The sequence below is a fragment of the Nitrosopumilus ureiphilus genome (assembly GCF_013407185.1).
In the GTDB taxonomy this organism is placed as follows: Archaea; Thermoproteota; Nitrososphaeria; order Nitrososphaerales; family Nitrosopumilaceae; genus Nitrosopumilus; species Nitrosopumilus ureiphilus.
In genome coordinates, this window is the sequence record NZ_CP026995.1 from 1,563,911 (window position 1) to 1,586,236 (window position 22,326).

The following is a 22,326-nucleotide window of genomic DNA, read 5'->3' on the forward strand; positions in this document are numbered from 1 at the left end:
GTGTTGAGATAGTATAGACCGCTTTTAAATATAGAAAATTTTTCCAAAATCACGCCTGATTTTACGCCTATGAGACTAAATATTATGAAATTATGAAGTTTAGAATGAAGAATATTTTTTCAATTTCAATCATCCTTCTAATTGCATTTTCTTTTACAATATCAACCATATTACCTGCTGATGCTTTTGAGTTTAGTCCTCTTCCAATAGTGCACATGAAATCAATTCCAAATCAATCAGATTTTCTCAATAAAGATCAAAACTCCCTATTACCAAACACAATTCATTCAACTGAGATTAGAGACAATGGCAAAAAAGTAGACATCTACTTACTCTCAACAGGGACAAGAGCCGGTGACTCTATAGGAATATTTTATTTTGAAGATGATACTGAAAAACAGTTTGAGGATGGATATTATTTTACTGACCTCTTTGTAATGCATTTCAAATCCGAACTAGATGCAGAATTAGAATATGTAATTACATCACAACGTAACGACAACAGCTGTGTAAAATCAATACCTCCAAACATCTCTGTAAGTTTTACACTTGATGGCGATTGTAGTGCAGGAGCTGTAATTACAAAACAAACGGAAAATGGATGGGCAGCATATGTAAAGTTCTTTGTTGATTTTGAAAAGCCAACATATGATTCCCCATATTACATTCAATGGGCATATGTTGATGCAAAAGGTGTAGATGATGATGGTTGGGACATTTCAAGTATTAGTTATTGGCCAAATAATTGGTTTTTTTATGGAACAGCATATCCAGTCCAAGAGGAAAATGTTTTAGTTAATGTCAATTTCGGAAGAATAGAAATCAATGATTTTTTACACATGCCAAATGAAATTCTAACTGAGAATTTATCTCAAAACAAGATAGATTGTGCAGACAATACCATAGACGTTGTAACAGATAGTAATGAAGAAGGATACACAAAAAATGATGTTGCAAGAATTACTGCCAAAATTAATTCAATTGAAAAAAATATCAAAGTGTATCTGACAATTTATGATCAACAAGATAATCGCGTATTGAAAAAAAGTACAACATTTACTGATTCGGATCCTATTTTCTTAGTAGATTTGGGTTCATTTGAACGGGGAGTCTACAAAGCAGCAGTGGAATTTGGAATAAATGGACCAAAGGACCAAGTGTTGTTTAAGGTAGACATTATAGAAATACTCAAGCAAAAGGAGCCTAATCAGTGTAATCTGTACCTGCTATATGATGAAAACAAGAGTTCTTTGATTATTTTTGGTCAGGTGTATGATCCATCTGGGTCATCCATAGACGGAATTGACATTTTTGTAGATAGAAAAGGTGATGGATTTACAGAATTAACTGAAGATGACATTAGACTCTACATATCAAAAAATAATTTTGGTGGAGAAAAGATTTCAGCATCCCAAGGGTGGTCTAATGATGATAAATATCGAGAAAAAGGAAATGCAAGAATTAACAAATTAGGAGACGGATATGAGATTTATGCAGAAGTTCCTGTTGTAACCAAAAATTTCAAAATTGCAATAGAGCAAAGCGACAATACTTTTTATGAATTCAAAAAAAGCAGATTCCCCCCAAATAGTTTCTCAACTGCCCCTCAGACATGGGCTACAGTAAATTTTGTAGATAAAACTCCTATCAAATATGCTGCATCTAATTGGTCTCCTGATGAAGTAGTGGTCACTCAATCAATTGATCTAAATTTGATTTTAGTGGGGGATCAATGGACAGAAAATCAAAAGAAAGAAATTCAAAGTAAATTAAGCAAATCAATTATTCCAATTACCAATAGTGAACTTCATCTAACTGGTGCAAAATATCTTTATCAGTATGACTTTGTTTCAGCTTCAGATGATTTTTCTAATGGATTATTCAATCTAATGAAAAAAGAATCAGAAAGAATTAATCCGTTTTATGGAGAAAATGAATATAATAATCCATGGGGTTTAGCTAGTTGGGTTAAAACAAATCATACAGAATGGACAAGTCCATCTCAACAAAGATTTGAAATAGATTACAATCTTGTTGATGCAAATAAGGTAGAGGAGTATATTTTCAATGAATTAATTTCAAAGAATCCGTCGTTTCATTTGCCTCATTCTGTAAATTTGGTATTCATTGCAGATGATATGGACAAAATTGACTTTTTACACAATTACAAATTGCAGTCTATAGATGCATCAACTAAACAATATCATAAAGCGGTTGGATTGATGGGATATGGTGGAAATTACAATACTTACTTTTTTGATCTTTATGCAGCGCCATGGGATGATTTTCAGGGACTTCCAGGACATTATGATCAAAATCTAATTAATGAATATACAAATTTTCATGACTTTACAGATGAAAAGGATAGGAATCAGTTATTCGTAAATTACATCAATAATGCAACTGCTCTGTTAGTCACACCATCTTACGTCTATCCGCCAGTTTACAAGACCAATTATCTAATAGATTTAGTAATTGTTACAGAGCCTAGTTCTACTGCAAACAATGTACTAATTGATCATTTCATTGATAAAGAAAAAATCATCTCAGAATTAGAACAATTAATTCCACACTCATCATGGGAACTTAATTTCTCTCTAGAGAGACTAAACAGCAGAGATCTTGCTACAGATGTTAAAGACCTGTTAAACTCTGCAAACAAAGTTCCTGCATTTTCTGAAGATTTTGGTCCCATCGTTTCAATATTAAATGAAGAGAATGTTTCACGGGAATTGATTAGTTGGGCATCTACTAGAGAATCCTCAAATTTTAAGGACTTTAAGAATGTGGCAAATTCTCAATGGACCATCCCTGTATTGGTAGTAATTGGAGAAGGGGATAATCAATGGTACATTGGAAACTATGGAACAGTAGGATTAGCAGCTGCACATCCAGATGATGCAAATCAGCCTTGTTGTGCCATTGCAATTTCAAATGACAAAACAGTTTGGGAGGAAGGTTATGGATTATCTGATCTTGTAATTCATGAAGTTGGTCATGTGGTTGGATTGATGCATCCATTTATGGGATATTCATCAAATTATGAATTTTTCATTAATAATTATTTTAATTGGATTGCAAGTCCCATGGCATACTCTAGTCCGTTACATGGATGTGCATATTGGTATTCTCTACATGATGAGGGACCATGTGGTATGGTTGATACAAATTTCACATACTTTGACAAAGAAACAATTTCACGAGGAATTGCAACGTACTTGGTTAAATCTGCAGAAAACAATGTCTACAGAACATTATTGGAATTAGAAAAATCTGGAACGTCACCATACAATTTACCTTCTGATGTGAAATCACAAGTAGACAACATTGAATCAGAAATTAAAAAGGCAAAAGATGCATTTAGAACAAACAAACTAGACGGGATGGATGGTGCAATAGAACTAGGAATTGAAGCTGCACGTGATTCTCAAATATTGGCATCAGACTATACAGTAGAATACAAACAGACAGTGACAGATGATGTAAAAATCACCATACCTGCATGGATAAAGGATCAGGCTGATTGGTGGGTAGCAGGCTCAATTAATGACAATGAATTTGTTAATTCTATCCAGTATTTGATAAAGGAGAAAATAATTGTAATTCCTCCTACTGATGCAGAGGCTCAAGACGGATCCAAAGACATTCCAGATTGGGTGAAAAATAATGTTCGTTGGTGGTCAACTGGAACAATTTCAGATAAAGAACTTGTAAGTGCTCTTCAGCATCTAATCAAACAAGGAATTATCAAGGTTGGAAATTAAAAATGAAAAAGAAATGTGTTGATTGTGGTAAACGTTTTAACCGAATTGATGTTTGGGCAGTAGAAAAAACTAGATTCAAGAAAAAATATGTCTGCAGAAATTGCTTTACATTTCACATGAAACAACTAAATCCACATCACAGTGACAGTAGAGACCTGGGGCTTTGTTCTACTTATAGACCTCCACAATGGTTTACTGACCATTCCAATTACATAGATCATCATCACTCACATCATTAGCCATAGGAAGATGGGAAGACAAACCAAAAGATACTCCAGATGACCAGGTTTCCTTTTTTCTAAAAATTCATAATTTGTTTTAATGAAAAGTGTTTTAACTAGAGTTTCATCTCTGTCATAATTTTCCTGCAATCTGGACATATTGGATTTGGATAATCAGAGTATAGGACAAAGTAAATGTCACAATCTATGCATTTCCAGATAATAACTCCCATCATGTCTTACTGTAGGTGAAACTCAAATAAGAAATCAACTACACAAAAAATGAACGATTGTTTAATTGGATTAGTTTAATGAAAAGTGTTTAAATCTCAATCAATTTTTTCTTGCAGTTGGGACAAAATATCACTAGAACACCATGTTCCAAAAACTGGGTAAACTCACAATCAACACACTTCCAAACACTCATCGCCATCATCTTATAGTTCCATGACAAACTGGAATAATAACAGGATCATTTAGGAATTGAACATTTGTTCATTTAAGATTTGTTTACGCCAACGGCTGAATCCTGATGTTGGTGTCCTCTGCGACCATCTTTCTTGCATGAATCTCACACACCCTCATTATCTCCTTGAACATTGGCTGTTTAATCTTCCCAGAGTCATTTCACATTTGGCAATAGGAATAAGTATGCGGGGTTTTGGAATAAATCAAAATGAGTTCTGAGGATTCTGAATTTAGTCAAAATAATATAGAAAATGTGGTTGTAAAAAAATCAACATTTAATGGATTAATAATTAGTTTAATTGTAATTGTTGGAATTGCATCATTTTTTGCTGGATCTTATGTTTCAAATCTAAACTCTAATCAAATTTCAGACCAAGATCTAGATGATGCAATTGCCAAATTAGAACTCAAAATATTACAAAATCAATTACCTACAAAACAACCAACACCCCCAGTAAAAATTTCAGCAGATAATGATCCAATTATCGGAAATCCTGATGCTCCAATTACAATAATTGAATTTTCAGATTTTCAATGTCCATTTTGTGCTAGATTTCACATCCAAACACTTCCATTAATTCTTGAACAATACATTGAGCAGGGAAAGGTAAAATTAGTTTTCAGAGATTTTCCTATTCAGAGTATTCATCCTAATGCATTACCTGCATCTGTTGCAGCAGAATGTGCAAATGAGCAAGGAAAATTCAGAGAAATGCATGACATGTTATTTGACAATCAAAATCAATGGAACAAACAAGAAACTGTTGAGGCACTTTCTTTGTTTAGCAATTATGCCACAGAGATTCAATTAGATCAAGGGACATTTGATTCATGTCTATCTAGTGGAAAATATATTGAAGAGATTAGAAAAGATCTTGATGATGGAAGAGATTATGGGGTATCAGGCACGCCGGGATTTTTTGTAGGAAATGAAAAGATAGGATTTGTAGAACTAAAAGGTGCACAGCCATTTGATAGTTTTAAAAAAATTATTGATGCTCAGTTAGAGGCATAGATAATAACAAGCGTTTATTAGACCTTCAGCAGGGTTGTAATTATCGGAATAATGACGTCTAAGCAATGAGCTTTTCGTCATTGCTTAAGAGAAGAAAATAAAATGACAAAATTTACAGAATTAGGATTAAAAGACGAGATACTAAAAGGAATTGCTGATCTAGGATTTGATGAAGCATTTCCAATTCAAGAGGCAGTTATTCCCGTACTTCTTTCGGGAAGAGATGTTGTAGGACAAGCACATACAGGTTCTGGAAAAACTGCAGCCTTTGCGCTATCAATGCTGCAAGAGATTCAACCAAAAAACGGTATTCAAGGATTAATCATGGCCCCTACAAGAGAACTTGCAATGCAAATTAGTGATGAAATTAAAAAATTCGGCAAATACACAGGAATCAAAGTAGCAACAGTTTATGGAGGACAAGGAATGGGAATTCAGTTAGATACTCTTCATAGAGGAGTAGAGATTGTTGTTGCAACTCCAGGTAGATTAATTGATCATCTCAAAAGAGGATCAATTGAACTTAGAGACATTACCCATATTGTACTTGATGAAGCAGACACAATGCTCGATATGGGATTCGTAGATGATATTTCATTTATTTTAGATTTAGCACCAGAAGATAGGGTAATGTCATTGTTTTCAGCAACAATGCCTACTGAAATCCTAAGATTATCAGAGGAATACCTCAATAATCCAAAGCAATTCCTTTTGGATGCAGATGATCTTAGTGGAGAAGGAATTGATCAATCATACTTGGTAATTAAAGACCGAGACAAATTCAAGTATCTGATTGATTTTATCAAACAAACAAAAGGTCAATCCATTGTATTTTGTTCAACTAAATATAGAACCAGAGATGTAGCAAAATTCCTCCATCAAGAGAAATACAATGCAGTTGCAATTGAGGGAGACATGTCACAGCACAGAAGAGAGCAATCTATGGGCAAATTCAGAAGTGGAAAAGCAGACATTCTTGTTGCAACAGATGTAGCATCAAGAGGAATTGATGTTCCAAGAGTAGAATTAGTAGTAAATTATGATGTACCAAATCAAGAGATGGCATATTTTCATAGAATTGGAAGAACCGCCAGAGCAGGAGCACTTGGTAAAGCAATCACATTTGTTTCATATTCATCAGTAGGAGATTGGAATCTCATTAAACGTCAAATCAAAGTTCCTCTCAGAGATTTAAATCAAGAGATGGGAATTCAAATATCCATTCCAGACCCACTAAAAAGACAAACACCTTCAAGAAGATATGGGGGTCAATCAAGATCTAACTATTCCAGAGGAGGAGGGCGTTCTGGAGGATACGGAAGATCTGATAGAAGCAGAAATCCTAGAGATGATAGAGGAGGAAGAAAGAGATACGGTGATAATGATAATAAAAACAGCTACGGTGGACGTAGTAGATGGTAATCACTGTAAAACTTAAAGACCTGAACTTCATTGATTATTACAAGGTATAGTAATGCACAAAGGATTCATTTTATTAAATTGTGATCTTGGCGCTGAAGAATATATCGTAGACGAATTAAAACATATGCAAGATGTCAATAATGCATACCTCACTTTTGGTGCATATGATGTAGTTGCAGAAGTGCAAACACAGAATCAAGATGAATTTGAAAAAGTAATTGCATCAATTAGGAAGTTATCAAGAGTTGTCAGCACCATGACACTAAATGTTATTCAGCCTGAATAATTGCTCTAAGATAGATTGTCAGATATTCTTTTGTAAAAACTATCAAGAATCGTGACTAAATTCTAACAATTACAATCACAGTTTTTTCCTTTCTTAGGATTACAAATTTCACAATCTAAGAGACATTTGTCATCAGGACAATAACCACAAAATTGCTTTTTCTTTGATTTCATTTATTTTCCTCTTCCCAAATCAAATATTGATATAGAATCTTTTTTCCATTTCTGTACAATTATTCCAAGTATTGCACCAAATGCCAAGTGAGCAATCAATGTAATTACAAAAATATTGTAACCATCCATATGCTCTATTCCAAATGGGCCTTTCATCATAATCAGATATGGTGCAACCATCATTACCATCTCAATTACTACTGCCCAGATCATGCCATACCACCATTTTCCTTTTCCAATTAACAACGCATAGATAATTCCAAATGTTGCTCCATTCCAAAAATGCCAAAGACCACCAGCAATGAATGCATCAAATGGTGCATGATACAAATTCATTGGGACGCCTGATTGCATTATTGTTTGTTTTACTTCAGATAGCATGGTAATTTTCTCAGTTAGTAATAATCCTGGAAGAGAAATCATGCTATCCATTGGCATCCATTTTGTAAACATGTAAGCTGGAATGCGTATTGCTTCAAGTGCTATTGATGCTATTGCTCCTGCTGCCATTCCCTTGAATAATCTACTAGTGATTCGGGGGAACTTTGAACGTGACAATATTCCTATTGCAAAAATTATGATGACTGATGGAATTATTGCAACATCTCTAAAGGATGCATAAGAAATTATTCCTAATGGTGGAAGTACCAACAAGCTTGCCGATGCCCCACTAAGAATAATTATAATTATTGTTAATCCTAACTCTGTGCTATTTTTCCTTCGAGTTGTTTCTGACACGCTAACACTACAAAATTCAAAGTATTTAAAATACAAAGTTCGTAGGATCGTAGTGACTTTGAATCATCATAGTAATGTAGTTTGTTTGTGCCCACTTGATGGAATAATTGAAACAATAGGTAAGAAATGGACCATGTTATTGGTAAATGAGATAGGAAATCATGGTTCTCTTAGATACAATAATCTTCTAGAAGAGCTAAAAGGAATCAGTCCTTCTACTTTGGCATCAATGCTCAAAGAACTTCAAAAAGAAGGCATTATCTCAAGGGAAGCATTCAATGAGATTCCTCCACGTGTAGAATATACCCTAACCAAACGAGGTAAGGAACTACGTATTGCAATAATCCCTCTACTAAAATGGGCTACAAAGAAAGGTAATTTCAAAATGCATTGTAATTGTAGTTTATTGAAAAAATAATTGAAAAGACATGGGCGAACAATCAAAAAATGTTCTCATTTCAGTCCTACTGTTTTTTTTAGCAGGTCTTTGTGAGATTGGTGGAGGGTACCTTGTTTGGCTTTGGTTACGTGAAAACTTTAGCTGGATGTTAGGTGCAGTGGGTGGTTTTGTATTATTTTTGTATGGCATAGTTCCAACATTTCAGAAAGCTCATTTTCATAGAGTCTATGCAGCTTATGGCGGAGTCTTTATTGTAATGTCAGTATTTTGGGGATGGTTAATTGATGGAGTAATACCTGACAACTATGACATCATTGGAACGATAATTGCAGTAATTGGAGTTTTGGTAATTTTTTACTATCCAAGAAAAGGGGAGAAGATTTGGTCGAAGTAACAACTACTCTGAGCATATTCTTTTTTGCAGCACTGCTAGAAATCGGTGGAGGTTATCTTGTATGGAGATGGTTGAAAGATCATAAAACAAAAATTTTTGGTTTGGTTGGAGCATTAATTTTATTTTCTTATGGAATTGTCATGACTTTGCAACCTGCAAATTTTGGGAAAGTGTATGCAACGTATGGAGGAATTTTTGTTGTATCATCAATTATTTGGGGATATTGGATTGATAAGAAAAGGCCAGATAAATTTGAGATAATAGGTTCAGTAGTTGTCATAATTGGCGTAGCAATCATGTTTTATTTTCCAAGATAGGTCATACAAAAAATTCAGGCAAAATGTAGAGGCGATTAATTGTTATATGAGTTAAATCAGGATTGTTTCAAATTGCAAAAAATTGATTATGAAGGACCAGTTTGGGTGCTAAATTACAACAATCCAAAACCACTATTAGATCACGCCATTCACATGCTAGAAAGGCATGGAGTTAAACGAGAAGACATGGTAATTACAGAAACTCCAACTGCAAAAGTAGGTGCGATAGTAGTTGAGATTTGGCCATATGAATTAGTCATAGGAAGAGTTAGAACAACTCGTAATGATTCATTTATCAGCGGTACAGAATTTACAGTAGAATTAAAGTTAGACGAAGATGGAAATTATATAGATTATCTTTGAAAAAAAAGAAAATTCAAAATATCATAATTGCAGTAATAGCAGTTCTCATTATAGGGGCAATTGCAGCATACAATTTTTCAGTAGAACAGACCAAACAGAAAGGGCTTCAGTTTGGAACAGAATTAGAACAAATTCAAGAAGATGTGAAAGAATTGCAGACAAAATTCTATTCTGAAAAAACAAGATGGGAAGAAGGGGACATTACAAAAGAAGAGTTACTGGAATTCTATGAAAAACATTTGAAAGATTTTGAAGAGATAATTTCCAGATATGACGAATTATCACCTCCAGAGATTTTCAAGAGTTCAGCAGATCTGTTAAAATTATCATCTGAGGTTCAACTGGAAAGTGACTCACAGTTCATTGAATGGATTAAAACAGGAGATGAATCAGCAAAAATTCGATCAGATACACAAATTCAGGAATCATTAGAATATGAAATGCTAGGCCTAGTTGAGTTTTATTCAGCCAAAACAGGTGTAAAAAACTATGATGAGCCAGAAAAATTCGAAGCACCACAAACAGGCCTCACACAAAAAGTAATTCAAATTTCTGAAAATATGAAAAATAAATGTGACAAAAAATATAGAAACGAATTGGGAGAATTTGATTCAGGGCAAATGGAAATCGAATGGTTCAATTGTACTAATGAGGCCAAAAAATGGAAAATAGAGCATTTACCCTAATTAAGAAAAAATAATTTTTCTATTAATTCAACCCCATAGTATTCAAATTATTTGAAAAGTTCTTCCAAAAATATTTTAGTAAATTTTATCATCTAGAATGTTTTCATACAATTATGGAAATTGAAGCAGCTGTTGAAAAGCTATTGAAGCTAAGTCCATCAGTCAGAGTCGTAACTGTATGCGATCTAAAAGGTAAATTAGTTTATTCAGCACGTTCAAAGAAAGTAAGCATTCTGGTGTCAAAGAAACAAAGTTTGGCATCATTAAAGGCAGCAGCATATGACTGGAGACAAAGAAAGAAACTATTGAAATCTCTAGGCGCATGCAAATATGTAGTTGCGGAATATGACAGAATCAAGAGAATAGTTATTCCTGCTGGAAAGAATCACATTTTGTATGTGACTACCACTGCTTCCTTAGATCATAACAAAGTTGTTCGAAAGGTACGCTCTTTCAAATAATCACAACAACTAAATTTTTTTCTATTTTTTAATAAGGTAATTTTATGATGTCAATATTTCAAAAAGGATGAATTGAATTAGCAGTATTTTGAGATGGCTAGAGTTTTCTCTTACCAGTTCCACGTCCTGAACTTACCCACATACCTTTTGTGGATGTGGTTTTAGTTGAGGGAATGTCACCGAATTTTATTGTACCAGTTCCTCTTCCAACAGTAACATACTTGTCTTTTGAAGCTTCTTTTCTTGCAGCTTGAATTTTTTTGAAATCAGAACCTGCCCATTTAGTGGCATCGTCATCAACTTCAATTATTCTTGTACCTCTACCAGATCGTATTTTTATTTTAGCCATAATTTCTAATTAGTATAGCTAATTCTCATTAATAAGATTTTTAAAAAGACCAATTTCTCGAGCAAAATTATCTTGGGAGTTCATTCAATTCAATTATGCTTTCACAGAAAGAAGTTAAAGTGTTTGACATAAACTTCTTTAAAGAATTCAATCAAAGTAAGACATGGAAAGAATTTTCATTATCTTATTTCTATTTGCAGGAATTATTCCATCTGTGTTTGGGGATGCATTTATTGAAAATGATCAACAGTATATTGGAGACGACAAATCACTCCACATAGTTGGAGAAATCACAAATAATCTAAAGGTCCCCTTAAGCCAAATCAGTGTTCTAATAACACTGCTTGATGAAAATAAAAATCCTATTGCAGTAAAGGAGGCAAATTCATTGGTCAACACAATCATGCCTGGAATGAAGGGACCGTTTGAACTGGTATTAGTCAATAATGAAGCAAAAAATACTGAATCATATTCACTGAAATTAAATTATGAGCTAAGCCATCCAAAAAGCCAGGTGATCGATATTACTGAATCAAAATTATCAACTGACAAATACAACAACCTAATGATTACAGGAGTTGTCACGAATAAAGGAGACATTACAGCAAATACCGTAGCAATTGTTGCAACATTTTATGACATCGAAGGCAATGTAGTTGCTGTCTCCAGAGTTCATCCAGAACCGGATTATTTGGGAGTAAATGACAATGCTTTCTTTTTAGTTACAATACCAGACAAAATTCAAAACAATCAGATAAAAGAATACTCATTGGTTGCAGAATCAGAAGAATATGCAGCAGTTCCAGAATTTCCCACAGGAACACTTGTTTTACTTGTAGTTACATTATCGGCATATGTTGGTATTACAAGGTATTCAAGTAGAATTACAACAAACCTAATTTCTGCAGTAAATCTAAAGTAGTAAAAAGTTCTTCCAGCAAGTGTTTTTTTTCAAGAGGAGTTGGTTTTGAAAACCTCACTTCAAATGTTATTGTTAGCATATCTTGATCTGTGTGCGATATTCTAATGGAGTGTTTTTGGCGATTAGTTTCAGATAAAAAAATATTCCATTTTTGCAGATGTTCATTTACTCGAGTTACATTTTGCTCTACTGTAGAGATATCAGTATCCAAATCAGTGTCAAATAAACCAAACTTTACTAGAGGAACCATCATTACACCACCTAAAATTTTATCATGGTTTTTTAGCATTGATGTGATAATTTCTTCGGCATTTTCTTTTGGGAAAATCTCCCCATAATCTGGATCAAAGTATCCTGCAACCATTTTTTTTGAATCATATATTCGAAAAAAACCTTCGTCAGATTCTAATTTCCACAACATCTAGAAAATAATTCATGAATAAATAAACGATTAATCAAAGACAATTAAATAAACTAGGAAATAGAGAAAAAGTCATGGCAATTTCTAAAGAGAACAAAGATTTTGTTGATAGTTTGATCGATTATTACATTAATGAATCAGAGTCATACAGACAAATTGCAGAGAATTTTGTGCCAGAAATAGAATCTGTTCCAGATACAGCATTTGGGATTATTACAGGATGTGTGTATTCAGGATTTTTGCAGGCATATCAAAATCAACAACAAACTCCAAGTTTGGAAGATATGAAAGAATTCAACCACATAATAAAAGAACGAGCTCCACTAATCAAAAAGTCCATTTTAGAACCACATGAATTGGAAATCGATAAAAAAGAAACAGATGATAATTAAGATTCCATATACAGTAATTCATAATTTTAATGGGAAAAAGGTAACCCAATCAGGCACTCTTTCTTGACTCCTCCGTTGGAAAGAGTTGTTACGCGTGGTATGAACACGGTTTTTTGGCTCGTAATAACAAAAAATAGAATTTTTCTATCAAAACACTTACGTAGAAATTATCAGTGAAGTGATTTAGAAAAATGAAAAACCAGTACAGTTTAATTCTAATTGAATGAAATAAAATTATGAAAGTCGATGGTAGTAAAATCATCTTTGGGTTAGGTGTTAGTGCAGCTGTAGCAACAGCAGTAATTGCGCTATATTTTTCAATTCGTTAAAGATAAATCATCAAAAAAAACAAACAAAGCATTGTCAGCAACAAATGAATTCAAGATTACACAGATAGTAGATAATGGGCAAATGGTTCAATTGACATTAATTGAAAATGTTTCAACTGAGCCAATCTCACAAAAACAAATGATCATAGAAAATGTTTCAAAGAAGCTTGATTCTGAAACAAAAGAACAAGTAATGCCATTACTTGAGGCCATCTTACAAGCACAACCAACAGTTAATATCAAATCATATCAACAAACACAAATTACTATAGCTATGCCAAAATCAAGATATGACAACATGGGAAGACCGCAAGTTGGAAATACGATTGACGTGAATTTGAAAAAAATCTAAAGATGTGAATTTATCTCATCTAGTGTGTGTAACGGTAAGGAACAAGAAAAATTCTTACAAACAAAAACACTAGTTTTATCTTCAAAAGTCTTTCCAGTAAAGAAGGGAAATTCAGAAAGAACATCTAATTGAGAAGAGTTTTGAATAGTTACAATAAACGAATTGTGCAGATAATCCGTTAGAACAGAGTTGCACAGTTTGGAATTTTCTGTGTTAATAATTATAATTTCCAATGGTTTTTCCAGATAGCAAAAAATGGTATTGAGTAAATAACCAAATCCAAAAGGATTTTCTGCAGCCATCTGTGCTTGAGATTCCATTATTTTTGTGGAAATTTCAAGGAAATTTTGTTTTTGAGATAGATGATATAGTCTTAGCATTACAAAGGCAGAGACGGAGTTTCCAGAGGGCAATGACAAATCATAATTGCTCTTTGGTCGAATGATTAGTTTTTCATGATTATCAGAAGTCATAAAGAAGCTGTTAGTGTTTGAGTCCCAAAAATGATCCACCAAATGATGACCTAATTTTAAGGCCAATTCAAGATATTTTTTTTCAGGTTCAATTTCAAATACATCTAACAATGCATTTACAAAATAGGAGTAATCTTCCAAATATCCATCGATTTTTGCTGTTCCATTTTTGTAAGTACGCAATAATTTACCATTTTCAAAAAGATTATTCTCAATAAAAGAAATACAGTTTTTTGCAGCATTAAGATATCTAGCATCATTAGTAACGCGATATCCTTTTGCAAATGCTGTAATCATCAAAGAATTCCATGAAACCAAAATTTTATCATCCAATCCTGGAGGAATCCGTGCAGAGCGGGCTTTTAATAATTTTTCAGAACATGAATTTATTATTTCTTGAGCCTTTTGCTCTGTTATTCCAAAATTAAATGCAACAGTTGAGAGATTAAGATTATTACACAGAATATTATTTCCCTCCCAATTTCCGCCATCAGTAACATCAAAGTAAAGGCAAAACAGATCAGCATCATTGCCAAGAATTTCTTTGATTTCACTTTTCTTCCAAACATAGAATTTTCCTTCAACGCCTTCTGAATCTGCATCATATGCAGAATAGAATCCACCTTCAGGAGAAGTCATTTCACGTAAAACAAAATCAAGTGTCTTTTTCATTACATCAAGATAGAAAAGATCTTTTGTAATTTGATACGCCTCTACATAATTAACAGGCATCAGGGCATTATCATAAAGCATCTTTTCAAAATGTGGGACTAGCCACTTTGCATCCGTAGAGTATCTAGAAAAACCACCTCCTATTTGATCAAAAATGCCACCCTTTGCCATTTTCCTGAGTGTTTTGAGTGCAAATTCGTTGAATTTTGAGATGCCTGAAAGTTTTGCGTAACGAAATAGAAAGGAAATATTTGCAGCATTAGGAAACTTTGGTGCCGAACCAAATCCACCATATGTTGGATCACCCATTTGAAATAGATTCATGGCAGCCTCATCAAGAATTACTCGTTCTAGTTTTGTTGTAACTGCAATGGTTTCTGTTTTTTGAAGGGCGTCAAGGAATTTTTCAGCTGATTTTTCAACATCTTTTGGTTTTTCCTTCCATGCTTGAGATAGCTGTCTACAAATACTTCCAAAACCTGGTCGTCCATAAGAATCTAAAACAGGAAAGTATGTACCAACATAGAAGGGCTTTTGATCAGGCGTAAGAAAAATACTCAGAGGCCAACCACCTTGACCTGTTGCTATCTGGCAAACTTTTTGATAAATATCATCAATGTCAGGTCTTTCTTCTCGGTCAACCTTAATGTTCACAAAATTTTCATTCATGAATTTAGCAACTTCTTCATTTTCAAATGATTCATGAGCCATCACATGGCACCAGTGGCACGAGCTATAACCAATGCTAAGAAAAATGGGCTTGTTTTCATCTTTTGCTTTTTTTAATGCAATTTCATTCCAGCCATGCCATTCAACTGGATTATGTGCATGTTGAAGTAAATATGGACTGGTTTCATAAATGAGATTATTTTCTACCACGTTTAATCAAAGTTATTTCAGTATTAGTAGTTAATTGGACACATCATCCCCAGGTCCCTCTCCCTTCAGTTAATTCGTAAATTCTAACATTGATTTTTCCTAGCAACTTTACTTTTGATTTGTGAGCCTTTTTATCATGACTGTAATCTTTTTTTTCAACTAGCTCTTGTAGTCGCTGCAATTGTTCTAAGGATAATTTCTTAAATTCGTTTTTAGAAGAAGTGATTTGTTGCAACAATTTTACTCTTTCACGATCCTCATCAGTAATTTCAGTCATGGTAAAATTGAGTACTAGTCCTTTATTTTTCTAATGAGCGAATCTTAAAATTTCGTGCCACACAGTCTAGATTATGGAAAAAATGCGTGCGATGGTGCTTTCTAAATGTGCCAAAATTGAAACAAATCCATTGAAATTAACCGAAATTGACAGGCATGAAATTCAAAGACCAAATGAAATTCTACTAAAAATTGAGGCATGCGGGGTTTGTCATTCTCAGCTTCACGGAATTGAGGGGGATTGGAAAGATATTGGAATTCCACCTACTCTTCCAACAGTTCCAGGTCATGAGCTTGTTGGAAAAGTAGTTCAAATCGGAGATTCAGTTTCAAAATTCAAAGTAGGAGATAGAGCAGGCATCACCCCACTTTTAGAGGCATGTAAAGAATGCCAATATTGCAAAGAAGGCAAAGAGTATCTTTGTGAATCATCAATAATTACAGGAGAGTCATTCAAGGGAGGATATACAGAATACATTACAGTTACAGAAGATTTTGCAACCAAAGTTCCAGAAAATATGAAACCAGAGTATGCTGCACCATTGTTTTGTGCAGGCATTACAGCATACAAAGCAGTAAAAGCAGCTGAACCAAAATCACATAAAAAAATTGGAATTTTTGGAATTGGCGGAGTTGGACACATGGCAGTACAGTTTGCCAAAGTTGAAAACTGTGATGTCATAGCATTTTCTAGGACCCAAAAACACCTGGATGTTGCAAATAGACTAGGCGCAATTGATACAATGATGTTTTCTGAAAATCAAGAAGAATTTCTTGACAAATTAAAAGAAAAACATGGAATGTTAGATGCTGCCATAGTTTTTGCACCAGCCGATATAGTAACAGATACTGCAATAAAATCAGTAAAGAAAGGAGGACTAATTGTTATTGCTACAGTTGGAAAAAATCCCTCATTTATGGCATTTGAGGAAAAAACAATCAGAGGTACTTTGATAGGATCTACAAAAGACATGGAACAAGTCATCAAAATATGTGACGAAAATAATATCGAAGTCATATCCCAAGTATTCCCATTAGAAAGTGCAAATGAAGTACTCAAAAAATTAAAAGATTCAGAAATAGAAGCAAGAGCAGTCTTAATACCTTGACTTGCAGATTAAATATTGGAGAATATGATTTTTCAACATGAATTGTAATAGATGCCATCATACGGATGAAGCACATTCTCCAAATGAGAATAGCAATTCTATTATCAAGGTAGGGAAATGTCAAATTCCTACTTGTACATGTCGGCAATACTTGGATCCAATTCAAGAGATTGATGAAGATTTATTGTAACGATTCATATAGTAAAATCAATTAAGAGCACTATGGACAAACACAAACCATCTGATGAGATGATCAAAGAACTAGATAATCTCCTATCAAAAATTAATGCAATGGAAATTGTTGCGTCAGACGATTATCAAAAAAATTCAATCAAAATAATGAGGGCATTAGTTGAGGGTCAAATGCACGCAATCAATGAATTTCAGCATTTGAAAAAAGCAATTGATTTGCTTACATTACAATTGTTTGATGTCCAAAACAAAGTCAACAGTTAAGTTTTGTATCGCTTAATCCACAACTAGTACAGCGATAAACAGTAGATTTTTCAAGAGTTTGTTCTGCCTTCATTTCAGAGCCACAGCACAAGCAAGAAATTTTTTGTGGTTCTAAATTTGTTTTCTCAGATTTTCGAACAGCATATTCAGGCTCTGTTTTTGGAGCATTTCCAGAATTGCATGGAGGTTTGTATCTAGACAGTATCTTGTTGCATACATTTTGCCTCTGATCCTGGTTTGATTCAAACATAGGCAATATTGCAAGGTACAATGATTTTTCAGACCCTGATTTCTGAACCCAGCATTTGAAATCTTGGTGTTGGGCAAAAAAGGATTTGTCATCAGTCTTTTCACAGTCACCAATATAGAGAATATTGAATTTGTCTTGATCTTTGGATAGGATAAGAAATACCAGTTTTTCCATGGGAGGTCCCCATTCATCAAGAGGAATTGGTCCAAGAAATTCATACTGGAGAATTTGAATACTCAATGTAGAACTTTTAGAGTAACTTTCTTTTCTTTTTTTCCCAAAAAACACACGAGTTCCAGTAAATTGATCGCAAAATCTAAACTTGAAAAGATTAAATTCAAGAGTTTTTGATTTTCAGTAAATGAAAGAGCCTCACAATTATGCCAAAGTAGGATATGCAATGATTCTAGTTTCAGCTAGTCTTGCTGCAGTGGGTCTTTTAGCATTAGCAATCGGCTCAGATGTACTTTTTTCAGATAACATGCAAAGAGAAAATACGGCTCATTTCAATGAATGCAAATTAAATGATTTCAAAACAGAAGGTTGTGAAAAATATTTGGATAGAATTAATAATGAAATTTCAGGAATTTACGTAGACCTAGATAAATAATTTAATAACCATTAGTAAAATCTTCAAGTATATTTTGATTTTTTGTCAGTTTATTCATTGCATAAAATGCTCCACCAACGATACCAGCCTGATAAAAGGTATACAAGAAAACCCCTGAAGACGTAGGATCAGATTTTGTGAAACTCAAAACGAGAATTGTCATGAATACAAATGTTCCAACAAATGTTACCAATCTATTTAAAAATCCAGAATTCATTCCAACAATTCGTTTAGTTGCAGATGCCATCAAGGTAATGCTTGTAATAATCAGGAATGTTGCGCCACCATTTGCCGTGACAAATTCATTTACCCAGGGCAAAAGTCCATCGTTTAAAATTGAAACATCAGGCATAATACTACCTCCATTTATTGCAAAGTTTACAGCACTGAACATTCCACCTATAACAAAAAAGAACAAGAAAATTTTTACAACAGATCTTTTAAATGAGCTACGAATTTCTGAGGGACTAACAGCTCTTTCTGTAATTCTTACCCCATAAAGAAATCCAATTGCCATGGCAGGGAGGAACATGATATTAATCAAAATCGGGGATTCTTTGTGGATAGATTCAATTTGTGGATGAAAGACTAGAAACAGGATTATTGCCAGAGATGCAGAAGAGGCAAACAATATCAAGCCCAAATATTTGTGGTTACTAGACTCATAGGTTGCATCCCAATCGTGCATTTTATGGACTCTTAGGAATATAATTAAAGGCCAAATCGAAAAATCATTTGGTCAAATTATCAATTCTGTTTACCCTTTTTACTGCTAGAATCCACAAGTATTTTGTGAAAAATGGAATTTCCATAATTGTAGCAGGAGGAGTCATTGGAATCTTAGGAATTATTTTTCATCTTCAAGGGTACTCAGTGGTAGGACCTGAATCGTCATTTATGTATTCCAACCCAGATTGGATAACGTATGGAATCCAAATTGCAATAATTGGATTGATTACAGTAGGGATAGGGACAGCAATCATCATTATGAAAAAAGGTTAGTTTGTTACACGAAGTGTGATAGTGCTTCTAATTTTTTGGAGTTTTCTTATTTTGGTTGTTATTATATCATTCATTTGTGCAGGAGTATCTGTGACAAATTCTGCTACCAAGTCATAACTACCATAAGTTATCAAACAATTTTTTACTTCAGGAATTTCTTTTAATTGAGAATAAAGTGATTGTTCTTCACCTATTTCACAACTAATTAGCATGTATGCTTTTTCCATCTAAATCAAATTTTCTTAAAAAAACACCAACTTAAAGACATCTAAGAAATCATCTTTATGAAAATGATCTCAAAAGCCTGCAATCACAGGATCTTCAGGTTTCATTATCTCTCTTAACAAAATTGTTGCAAACATGCCTCTTGATAATGAAAACTCGACGGTATTTTCATGAGATGAATAATCAAAACAATGTATTGCAGCTTGCCTAAAGCCACCTTCACTACTTACCTCCTGCATCTCTTTGATGAAAAAATCTTTTGGTGTGATCTCTTCTTGTTTTAGTATTTTAGTTATTTGATAGTCAAATCTTGTTTTTTTGTAATATGAATATCCAACAAAAGGCAATGCCAGTCTTTGATCTAAACCTTGTACATATTTTCCAATGATACCATGAAAGTCAAAACAAACATCACTTGATTGAGCCTCAAAAAGATTTTCACCATCTAAAAAAGATAAACTTAGGGATTGATTGAAAATAAAAGATTGATAGGCTTGAATATAAAATCGTCTCAAAGCTAATGGAATAGCTCGAATTGCGCTAATGGGATCATCATGTTCAATCATTTCTTTTAGAACAATTCTTTCAACATCCATTTGATTTGGAACTTGATCAAAATATTGCTCATAGTTTGCCTTGTCTGAAAGTTTTTCACGAATCTCAGTATTTTCTTTTGAGTCATAAGAGGATGTGAAGGACAGTATCAATTCAACAGCTTTTTTGAAATCTCGCTGCAAAATGGCCTTACCAATCAGATGGGTTACAGGTCTTTTTGAACCAAAACGTTGGTAGCCATAAAAATTCAAGATTTTATGAAATTCAGTAAAAGAAGACAATTCGTTTGAACATTCAGAAATTTTAATTTTGAAATGATTTGCTATCATGTCTTTTTTTGACAATGGTTTTTTCACGTAACCGATTTTTTCTAAAGAGTATTTTTCAGTTGAAAAATTTTCAATTGCTTTTCCTTTATTTCCAGAGCAGACAAATTGTTCTGTGATGGCAGATGCATCTTTTAGGCCAAGGGACTTTAAACGAATTCCTTTTTTTCGAAAAATACTAGATAGTGCATGATTTGTGTCAATTTTTTTCTTTTTTAGTTTGTATACAGCATATCCTTGTTGATCACTTATGGAGTTTTTTGCTTTCTCAGAGATGATTTCATTTACATGAAAATCCTCAGGATCAACTCGGATTTTCCCTCCAATTCCAGAAAAAGTAGTACTGTAAACAGTAATACCAATTTGTGAATCTAAGTTTGGTATCACTCTATTGTCACTGTGACAAATTTGCTAATTGCAACATCAGTAGATTGTGTACCAAGTAAAATTTTGTAAGTTCCAGGAACTGCATCTTCTGAAGCATGAATAGAAGTGTAGATTGAACGTGGAGCATCAGAATCTAATTGGAATGTTTTAGGAGAATTGTTGACAAGTTCAACATTTAGAAAATCATGAGTAGGAGACAGAATTAATGAAATTCCCAACAAGTCTTTATGTGATTTTGGAGATACAATAAAGTTGAAATGTTTTGTTTCACCAGGTGCAAGTGCTATTGAATCAGATTCAAATTGAATTTCAAGAGGCAATGAAACTGAAGTATCAACAACGCCTATGTTATTTTCAACCCATTCAGTAAACCAAATTTTTTCACCATCTATTGCAAAATCAAAGATTTGGGCCAAACCGCAATCAGCTAACATCAAACCAGTCCCAGGATCACAGTCTCCCCAATGAGGATTCTTTGAAGGAACATGATATTCCACAAGAGATTGGGATTTGGGATCCATCACAGAGATATTGTTTGCAGTTTGTGCATTAAATACAAGTCTACCTTGTTCATCAGTTTCAATCCAGTAGGGTCTAGAAATAGGAGTTTTTACAATTCCAGTTTGATTACCATATGTGGCAGGTAACGGATCAGATGTTACGTACTGAGTAAATTCTTCAGTAACAGGATCAAAATTAAAGAAATATGATGTAGTTGTGTCTGCCAACCAAATAGTTCCATCATCAGCAACTACTGAGCCATTTGGAGTAAGTAGTTCTGGAGGCAATTGATAGATTTCAATAAAGTCAAGTAGTGGAAGAGATTTTTCATCAGAATTTGAAACAGAATCAAAATACCCATTTTGATTAAATTTAACTAAAACTCCTCCTTGCTGGAATAACCAATTTGTAAACCAGACATTGTTATTTGCATCTATTGCAAAATCAGCAGTTACCGAATCATCAACAGGTGAGGGAATACTAAGATAATTAACATCGTCTTCAGATTGATTTGGATCTAAGAAGGTAATTTTATTTCCAGTGAAATCATTAATTATAATTTGAGAACCATGAATTTGGAGTTTTTGAGGCAAGGAATTTCCTTCAGACGGATAAGATAGTCTACCATACTTTTCATCAATGGTTGAAAACTTCCATACAGAATCATATGTTTCATCAGTGTACCAAACAGTGCCGTCAGGAGCATAGTCAATTCCCCACATCATAGAACGTCCTCCTTTTGGCCAAGAAGGGTTGTCATATTCAGTAAATGTTTCAGTAGTAGGATCAAATTTTGCCAGATTTCCAGTATTTGTTTCAGTAAACCAAACATTTCCATCATAATCAGCTACGATTGCTAAAGGATTAGTACACAATGTTGGAATAGAATACTCTTGAATGTAATCAGTGGATTTTGCATTACTTGAACCACAAAACTGAGCACGTTGGTCATCAGGAAAATTATCAGCAGGAGTACCTGTAATTGTCATTTCAGATTCTTCTCCGTCTGGAAGAATGCCAGGAAGCGTAATCATTACAGTAGATGATAGTAAGATAAATCCAAAAAACACAGTTACCAGTATTGCTTTTTTCTTCATATCTTAAAAAATATCAAGCCTCGTTATATCTTATT

At 33.7% G+C, this 22,326-nt stretch carries 28 protein-coding genes; 17 read left to right on the plus strand and 11 right to left on the minus strand.

Annotation, left to right across the window (positions count from 1 at the left end; genetic code table 11):
• Nucleotides 1–82: 82 nt before the first annotated feature.
• Nucleotides 83–217 carry a hypothetical protein gene (locus tag C5F50_RS13300; protein ID WP_280924449.1) on the minus strand — a complete coding sequence of 45 codons (135 nt, stop codon included), beginning with the start codon at nt 215–217 and terminating at the stop codon, nt 83–85.
• On the opposite strand from C5F50_RS13300, the gene C5F50_RS09290 reads away from it, so the two are divergent.
• The 4 genes from C5F50_RS09290 to C5F50_RS09305 all read left to right on the plus strand — a co-directional run bounded on the left by C5F50_RS09290 (nt 216) and on the right by C5F50_RS09305 (nt 7,176).
• Entirely contained in the window at nt 216–3,764 is a 3,549-nt protein-coding gene (locus tag C5F50_RS09290; protein WP_179371079.1) for a zinc metalloprotease, read from the plus strand. The genes C5F50_RS13300 and C5F50_RS09290 overlap by 2 nt on opposite strands.
• A gap of 897 nt (nt 3,765–4,661) precedes the next feature.
• Nucleotides 4,662–5,468: a DsbA family protein gene (locus tag C5F50_RS09295; protein WP_179371080.1), complete on the plus strand. Its 807-nt coding sequence runs from the start codon at nt 4,662–4,664 to the stop codon at nt 5,466–5,468.
• Nucleotides 5,469–5,570: 102 nt separating this feature from the next.
• On the plus strand, nt 5,571–6,890 hold the full coding sequence (locus tag C5F50_RS09300) for a DEAD/DEAH box helicase (protein ID WP_179371081.1): 1,320 nt from the start codon (nt 5,571–5,573) through the stop codon (nt 6,888–6,890).
• Between the two features lie 52 nt (nt 6,891–6,942).
• Nucleotides 6,943–7,176 (plus strand): Lrp/AsnC ligand binding domain-containing protein, encoded by a 234-nt coding sequence (locus C5F50_RS09305; RefSeq protein ID WP_179371082.1) that lies wholly within the window; start codon nt 6,943–6,945, stop codon nt 7,174–7,176.
• Nucleotides 7,177–7,349: 173 nt separating this feature from the next.
• Here the strand turns inward: C5F50_RS09305 and C5F50_RS09310 are convergent, their stop codons facing one another.
• Entirely contained in the window at nt 7,350–8,087 is a 738-nt protein-coding gene (locus tag C5F50_RS09310; RefSeq protein ID WP_179371083.1) for a hypothetical protein, read from the minus strand.
• A gap of 52 nt (nt 8,088–8,139) precedes the next feature.
• Here C5F50_RS09310 and C5F50_RS09315 point away from each other — a divergent pair, with 52 nt between their 5' ends.
• The 6 genes from C5F50_RS09315 (at nt 8,140) to C5F50_RS09340 (ending at nt 10,708) form a co-directional block, all read left to right on the plus strand.
• Nucleotides 8,140–8,505: a winged helix-turn-helix transcriptional regulator gene (locus C5F50_RS09315; protein WP_218843327.1), complete on the plus strand. Its 366-nt coding sequence runs from the start codon at nt 8,140–8,142 to the stop codon at nt 8,503–8,505.
• Between the two features lie 10 nt (nt 8,506–8,515).
• Nucleotides 8,516–8,881 (plus strand): YnfA family protein, encoded by a 366-nt coding sequence (locus C5F50_RS09320; protein ID WP_179371084.1) that lies wholly within the window; start codon nt 8,516–8,518, stop codon nt 8,879–8,881.
• Nucleotides 8,869–9,198, plus strand: a complete 330-nt coding sequence (locus tag C5F50_RS09325; protein WP_179371085.1) for a YnfA family protein — start codon at nt 8,869–8,871, stop codon at nt 9,196–9,198. Before C5F50_RS09320 ends, C5F50_RS09325 begins: the two co-directional genes overlap by 13 nt.
• 72 nt (nt 9,199–9,270) lie before the next feature.
• Complete coding sequence (locus tag C5F50_RS09330) at nt 9,271–9,561, plus strand: hypothetical protein (RefSeq protein ID WP_179371086.1); 291 nt, start codon at nt 9,271–9,273, stop codon at nt 9,559–9,561.
• Nucleotides 9,558–10,247: a hypothetical protein gene (locus C5F50_RS09335; RefSeq protein WP_179371087.1), complete on the plus strand. Its 690-nt coding sequence runs from the start codon at nt 9,558–9,560 to the stop codon at nt 10,245–10,247. Before C5F50_RS09330 ends, C5F50_RS09335 begins: the two co-directional genes overlap by 4 nt.
• Nucleotides 10,248–10,360: 113 nt before the next feature.
• Entirely contained in the window at nt 10,361–10,708 is a 348-nt protein-coding gene (locus C5F50_RS09340; protein WP_179371088.1) for a hypothetical protein, read from the plus strand.
• A gap of 97 nt (nt 10,709–10,805) precedes the next feature.
• Here C5F50_RS09340 and C5F50_RS09345 read toward each other — a convergent pair whose 3' ends face one another.
• Entirely contained in the window at nt 10,806–11,057 is a 252-nt protein-coding gene (locus C5F50_RS09345) for a hypothetical protein (protein ID WP_179371089.1), read from the minus strand.
• Between the two features lie 163 nt (nt 11,058–11,220).
• Between C5F50_RS09345 and C5F50_RS09350 the strand changes: the two genes are divergently transcribed.
• On the plus strand, nt 11,221–11,979 hold the full coding sequence (locus C5F50_RS09350) for an FxLYD domain-containing protein (RefSeq protein WP_179371090.1): 759 nt from the start codon (nt 11,221–11,223) through the stop codon (nt 11,977–11,979).
• Here the strand turns inward: C5F50_RS09350 and C5F50_RS09355 are convergent.
• A complete protein-coding gene (locus C5F50_RS09355; protein WP_179371091.1) occupies nt 11,942–12,400 on the minus strand; it encodes a hypothetical protein in 459 nt (152 codons plus the stop codon). The genes C5F50_RS09350 and C5F50_RS09355 overlap by 38 nt on opposite strands.
• A gap of 74 nt (nt 12,401–12,474) precedes the next feature.
• Between C5F50_RS09355 and C5F50_RS09360 the strand changes: the two genes are divergently transcribed.
• Together C5F50_RS09360 and C5F50_RS09365 are read left to right on the plus strand one after the other, a co-directional pair.
• Nucleotides 12,475–12,792 (plus strand): hypothetical protein, encoded by a 318-nt coding sequence (locus C5F50_RS09360; protein ID WP_179371092.1) that lies wholly within the window; start codon nt 12,475–12,477, stop codon nt 12,790–12,792.
• Between the two features lie 360 nt (nt 12,793–13,152).
• Nucleotides 13,153–13,473, plus strand: coding sequence for a hypothetical protein (locus C5F50_RS09365; protein ID WP_179371093.1), 321 nt, complete (start codon nt 13,153–13,155; stop codon nt 13,471–13,473).
• Here the strand turns inward: C5F50_RS09365 and C5F50_RS09370 are convergent.
• A complete protein-coding gene (locus C5F50_RS09370) occupies nt 13,470–15,497 on the minus strand; it encodes a thioredoxin domain-containing protein (RefSeq protein ID WP_179371094.1) in 2,028 nt (675 codons plus the stop codon). The two genes, C5F50_RS09365 and C5F50_RS09370, sit on opposite strands and share 4 nt — an antisense overlap.
• A 43-nt stretch (nt 15,498–15,540) precedes the next feature.
• On the minus strand, nt 15,541–15,774 hold the full coding sequence (locus tag C5F50_RS09375; protein WP_179371095.1) for a hypothetical protein: 234 nt from the start codon (nt 15,772–15,774) through the stop codon (nt 15,541–15,543).
• A gap of 73 nt (nt 15,775–15,847) precedes the next feature.
• Here C5F50_RS09375 and C5F50_RS09380 point away from each other — a divergent pair, with 73 nt between their 5' ends.
• Nucleotides 15,848–16,882, plus strand: coding sequence for an alcohol dehydrogenase catalytic domain-containing protein (locus C5F50_RS09380; protein WP_179371096.1), 1,035 nt, complete (start codon nt 15,848–15,850; stop codon nt 16,880–16,882).
• A 222-nt stretch (nt 16,883–17,104) separates the two neighbouring features.
• Nucleotides 17,105–17,338 (plus strand): hypothetical protein, encoded by a 234-nt coding sequence (locus tag C5F50_RS09385; protein WP_179371097.1) that lies wholly within the window; start codon nt 17,105–17,107, stop codon nt 17,336–17,338.
• Here C5F50_RS09385 and C5F50_RS09390 read toward each other — a convergent pair.
• Complete coding sequence (locus tag C5F50_RS09390) at nt 17,328–17,828, minus strand: hypothetical protein (protein ID WP_179371098.1); 501 nt, start codon at nt 17,826–17,828, stop codon at nt 17,328–17,330. The two genes, C5F50_RS09385 and C5F50_RS09390, sit on opposite strands and share 11 nt — an antisense overlap.
• Before the next feature lie 121 nt (nt 17,829–17,949).
• On the opposite strand from C5F50_RS09390, the gene C5F50_RS09395 reads away from it, so the two are divergent.
• Nucleotides 17,950–18,198: a hypothetical protein gene (locus C5F50_RS09395; protein ID WP_179371099.1), complete on the plus strand. Its 249-nt coding sequence runs from the start codon at nt 17,950–17,952 to the stop codon at nt 18,196–18,198.
• Nucleotide 18,199: 1 nt separating this feature from the next.
• On the opposite strand, the gene C5F50_RS09400 is transcribed toward C5F50_RS09395, so the two are convergent.
• Nucleotides 18,200–18,886, minus strand: coding sequence for a hypothetical protein (locus C5F50_RS09400; RefSeq protein ID WP_179371100.1), 687 nt, complete (start codon nt 18,884–18,886; stop codon nt 18,200–18,202).
• Nucleotides 18,887–18,990: 104 nt separating this feature from the next.
• Between C5F50_RS09400 and C5F50_RS09405 the strand changes: the two genes are divergently transcribed.
• The gene (locus C5F50_RS09405; RefSeq protein WP_179371101.1) at nt 18,991–19,200 is read left to right on the plus strand and encodes a hypothetical protein; all 210 of its coding nucleotides are present in this window, start codon (nt 18,991–18,993) and stop codon (nt 19,198–19,200) included.
• Here C5F50_RS09405 and C5F50_RS09410 read toward each other — a convergent pair.
• The 3 genes from C5F50_RS09410 to C5F50_RS09420 form a co-directional block, all read right to left on the minus strand.
• Entirely contained in the window at nt 19,197–19,427 is a 231-nt protein-coding gene (locus tag C5F50_RS09410) for an Lrp/AsnC ligand binding domain-containing protein (protein ID WP_179371102.1), read from the minus strand. The two genes, C5F50_RS09405 and C5F50_RS09410, sit on opposite strands and share 4 nt — an antisense overlap.
• Nucleotides 19,428–19,496: 69 nt before the next feature.
• Nucleotides 19,497–20,693: a tRNA pseudouridine(13) synthase TruD gene (truD, locus tag C5F50_RS09415; RefSeq protein ID WP_179371103.1), complete on the minus strand. Its 1,197-nt coding sequence runs from the start codon at nt 20,691–20,693 to the stop codon at nt 19,497–19,499.
• A complete protein-coding gene (locus C5F50_RS09420; protein WP_179371104.1) occupies nt 20,690–22,291 on the minus strand; it encodes an NHL repeat-containing protein in 1,602 nt (533 codons plus the stop codon). Before C5F50_RS09420 ends, truD begins: the two co-directional genes overlap by 4 nt.
• Nucleotides 22,292–22,326 lie beyond the last annotated feature (35 nt).

Coding starts and splice junctions, on each gene's coding strand:
- C5F50_RS09320 (WP_179371084.1), top strand. CDS start 8,516: ATGGGCGAACAATCAAAAAATGTTCTCATTTCAGTCCTACTGTTTTTT.
- C5F50_RS09400 (WP_179371100.1), bottom strand. CDS start 18,886: ATGCACGATTGGGATGCAACCTATGAGTCTAGTAACCACAAATATTTG.
- C5F50_RS09305 (WP_179371082.1), top strand. CDS start 6,943: ATGCACAAAGGATTCATTTTATTAAATTGTGATCTTGGCGCTGAAGAA.
- C5F50_RS09375 (WP_179371095.1), bottom strand. CDS start 15,774: ATGACTGAAATTACTGATGAGGATCGTGAAAGAGTAAAATTGTTGCAA.
- C5F50_RS09395 (WP_179371099.1), top strand. CDS start 17,950: ATGAAAGAGCCTCACAATTATGCCAAAGTAGGATATGCAATGATTCTA.
- C5F50_RS09300 (WP_179371081.1), top strand. CDS start 5,571: ATGACAAAATTTACAGAATTAGGATTAAAAGACGAGATACTAAAAGGA.
- C5F50_RS09290 (WP_179371079.1), top strand. CDS start 216: ATGAAATCAATTCCAAATCAATCAGATTTTCTCAATAAAGATCAAAAC.
- C5F50_RS09380 (WP_179371096.1), top strand. CDS start 15,848: ATGGAAAAAATGCGTGCGATGGTGCTTTCTAAATGTGCCAAAATTGAA.
- C5F50_RS13300 (WP_280924449.1), bottom strand. CDS start 217: ATGTGCACTATTGGAAGAGGACTAAACTCAAAAGCATCAGCAGGTAAT.
- C5F50_RS09355 (WP_179371091.1), bottom strand. CDS start 12,400: ATGTTGTGGAAATTAGAATCTGACGAAGGTTTTTTTCGAATATATGAT.
- C5F50_RS09360 (WP_179371092.1), top strand. CDS start 12,475: ATGGCAATTTCTAAAGAGAACAAAGATTTTGTTGATAGTTTGATCGAT.
- C5F50_RS09420 (WP_179371104.1), bottom strand. CDS start 22,291: ATGAAGAAAAAAGCAATACTGGTAACTGTGTTTTTTGGATTTATCTTA.
- C5F50_RS09295 (WP_179371080.1), top strand. CDS start 4,662: ATGAGTTCTGAGGATTCTGAATTTAGTCAAAATAATATAGAAAATGTG.
- C5F50_RS09385 (WP_179371097.1), top strand. CDS start 17,105: ATGGACAAACACAAACCATCTGATGAGATGATCAAAGAACTAGATAAT.
- C5F50_RS09410 (WP_179371102.1), bottom strand. CDS start 19,427: ATGGAAAAAGCATACATGCTAATTAGTTGTGAAATAGGTGAAGAACAA.
- C5F50_RS09340 (WP_179371088.1), top strand. CDS start 10,361: ATGGAAATTGAAGCAGCTGTTGAAAAGCTATTGAAGCTAAGTCCATCA.
- C5F50_RS09345 (WP_179371089.1), bottom strand. CDS start 11,057: ATGGCTAAAATAAAAATACGATCTGGTAGAGGTACAAGAATAATTGAA.
- C5F50_RS09350 (WP_179371090.1), top strand. CDS start 11,221: ATGGAAAGAATTTTCATTATCTTATTTCTATTTGCAGGAATTATTCCA.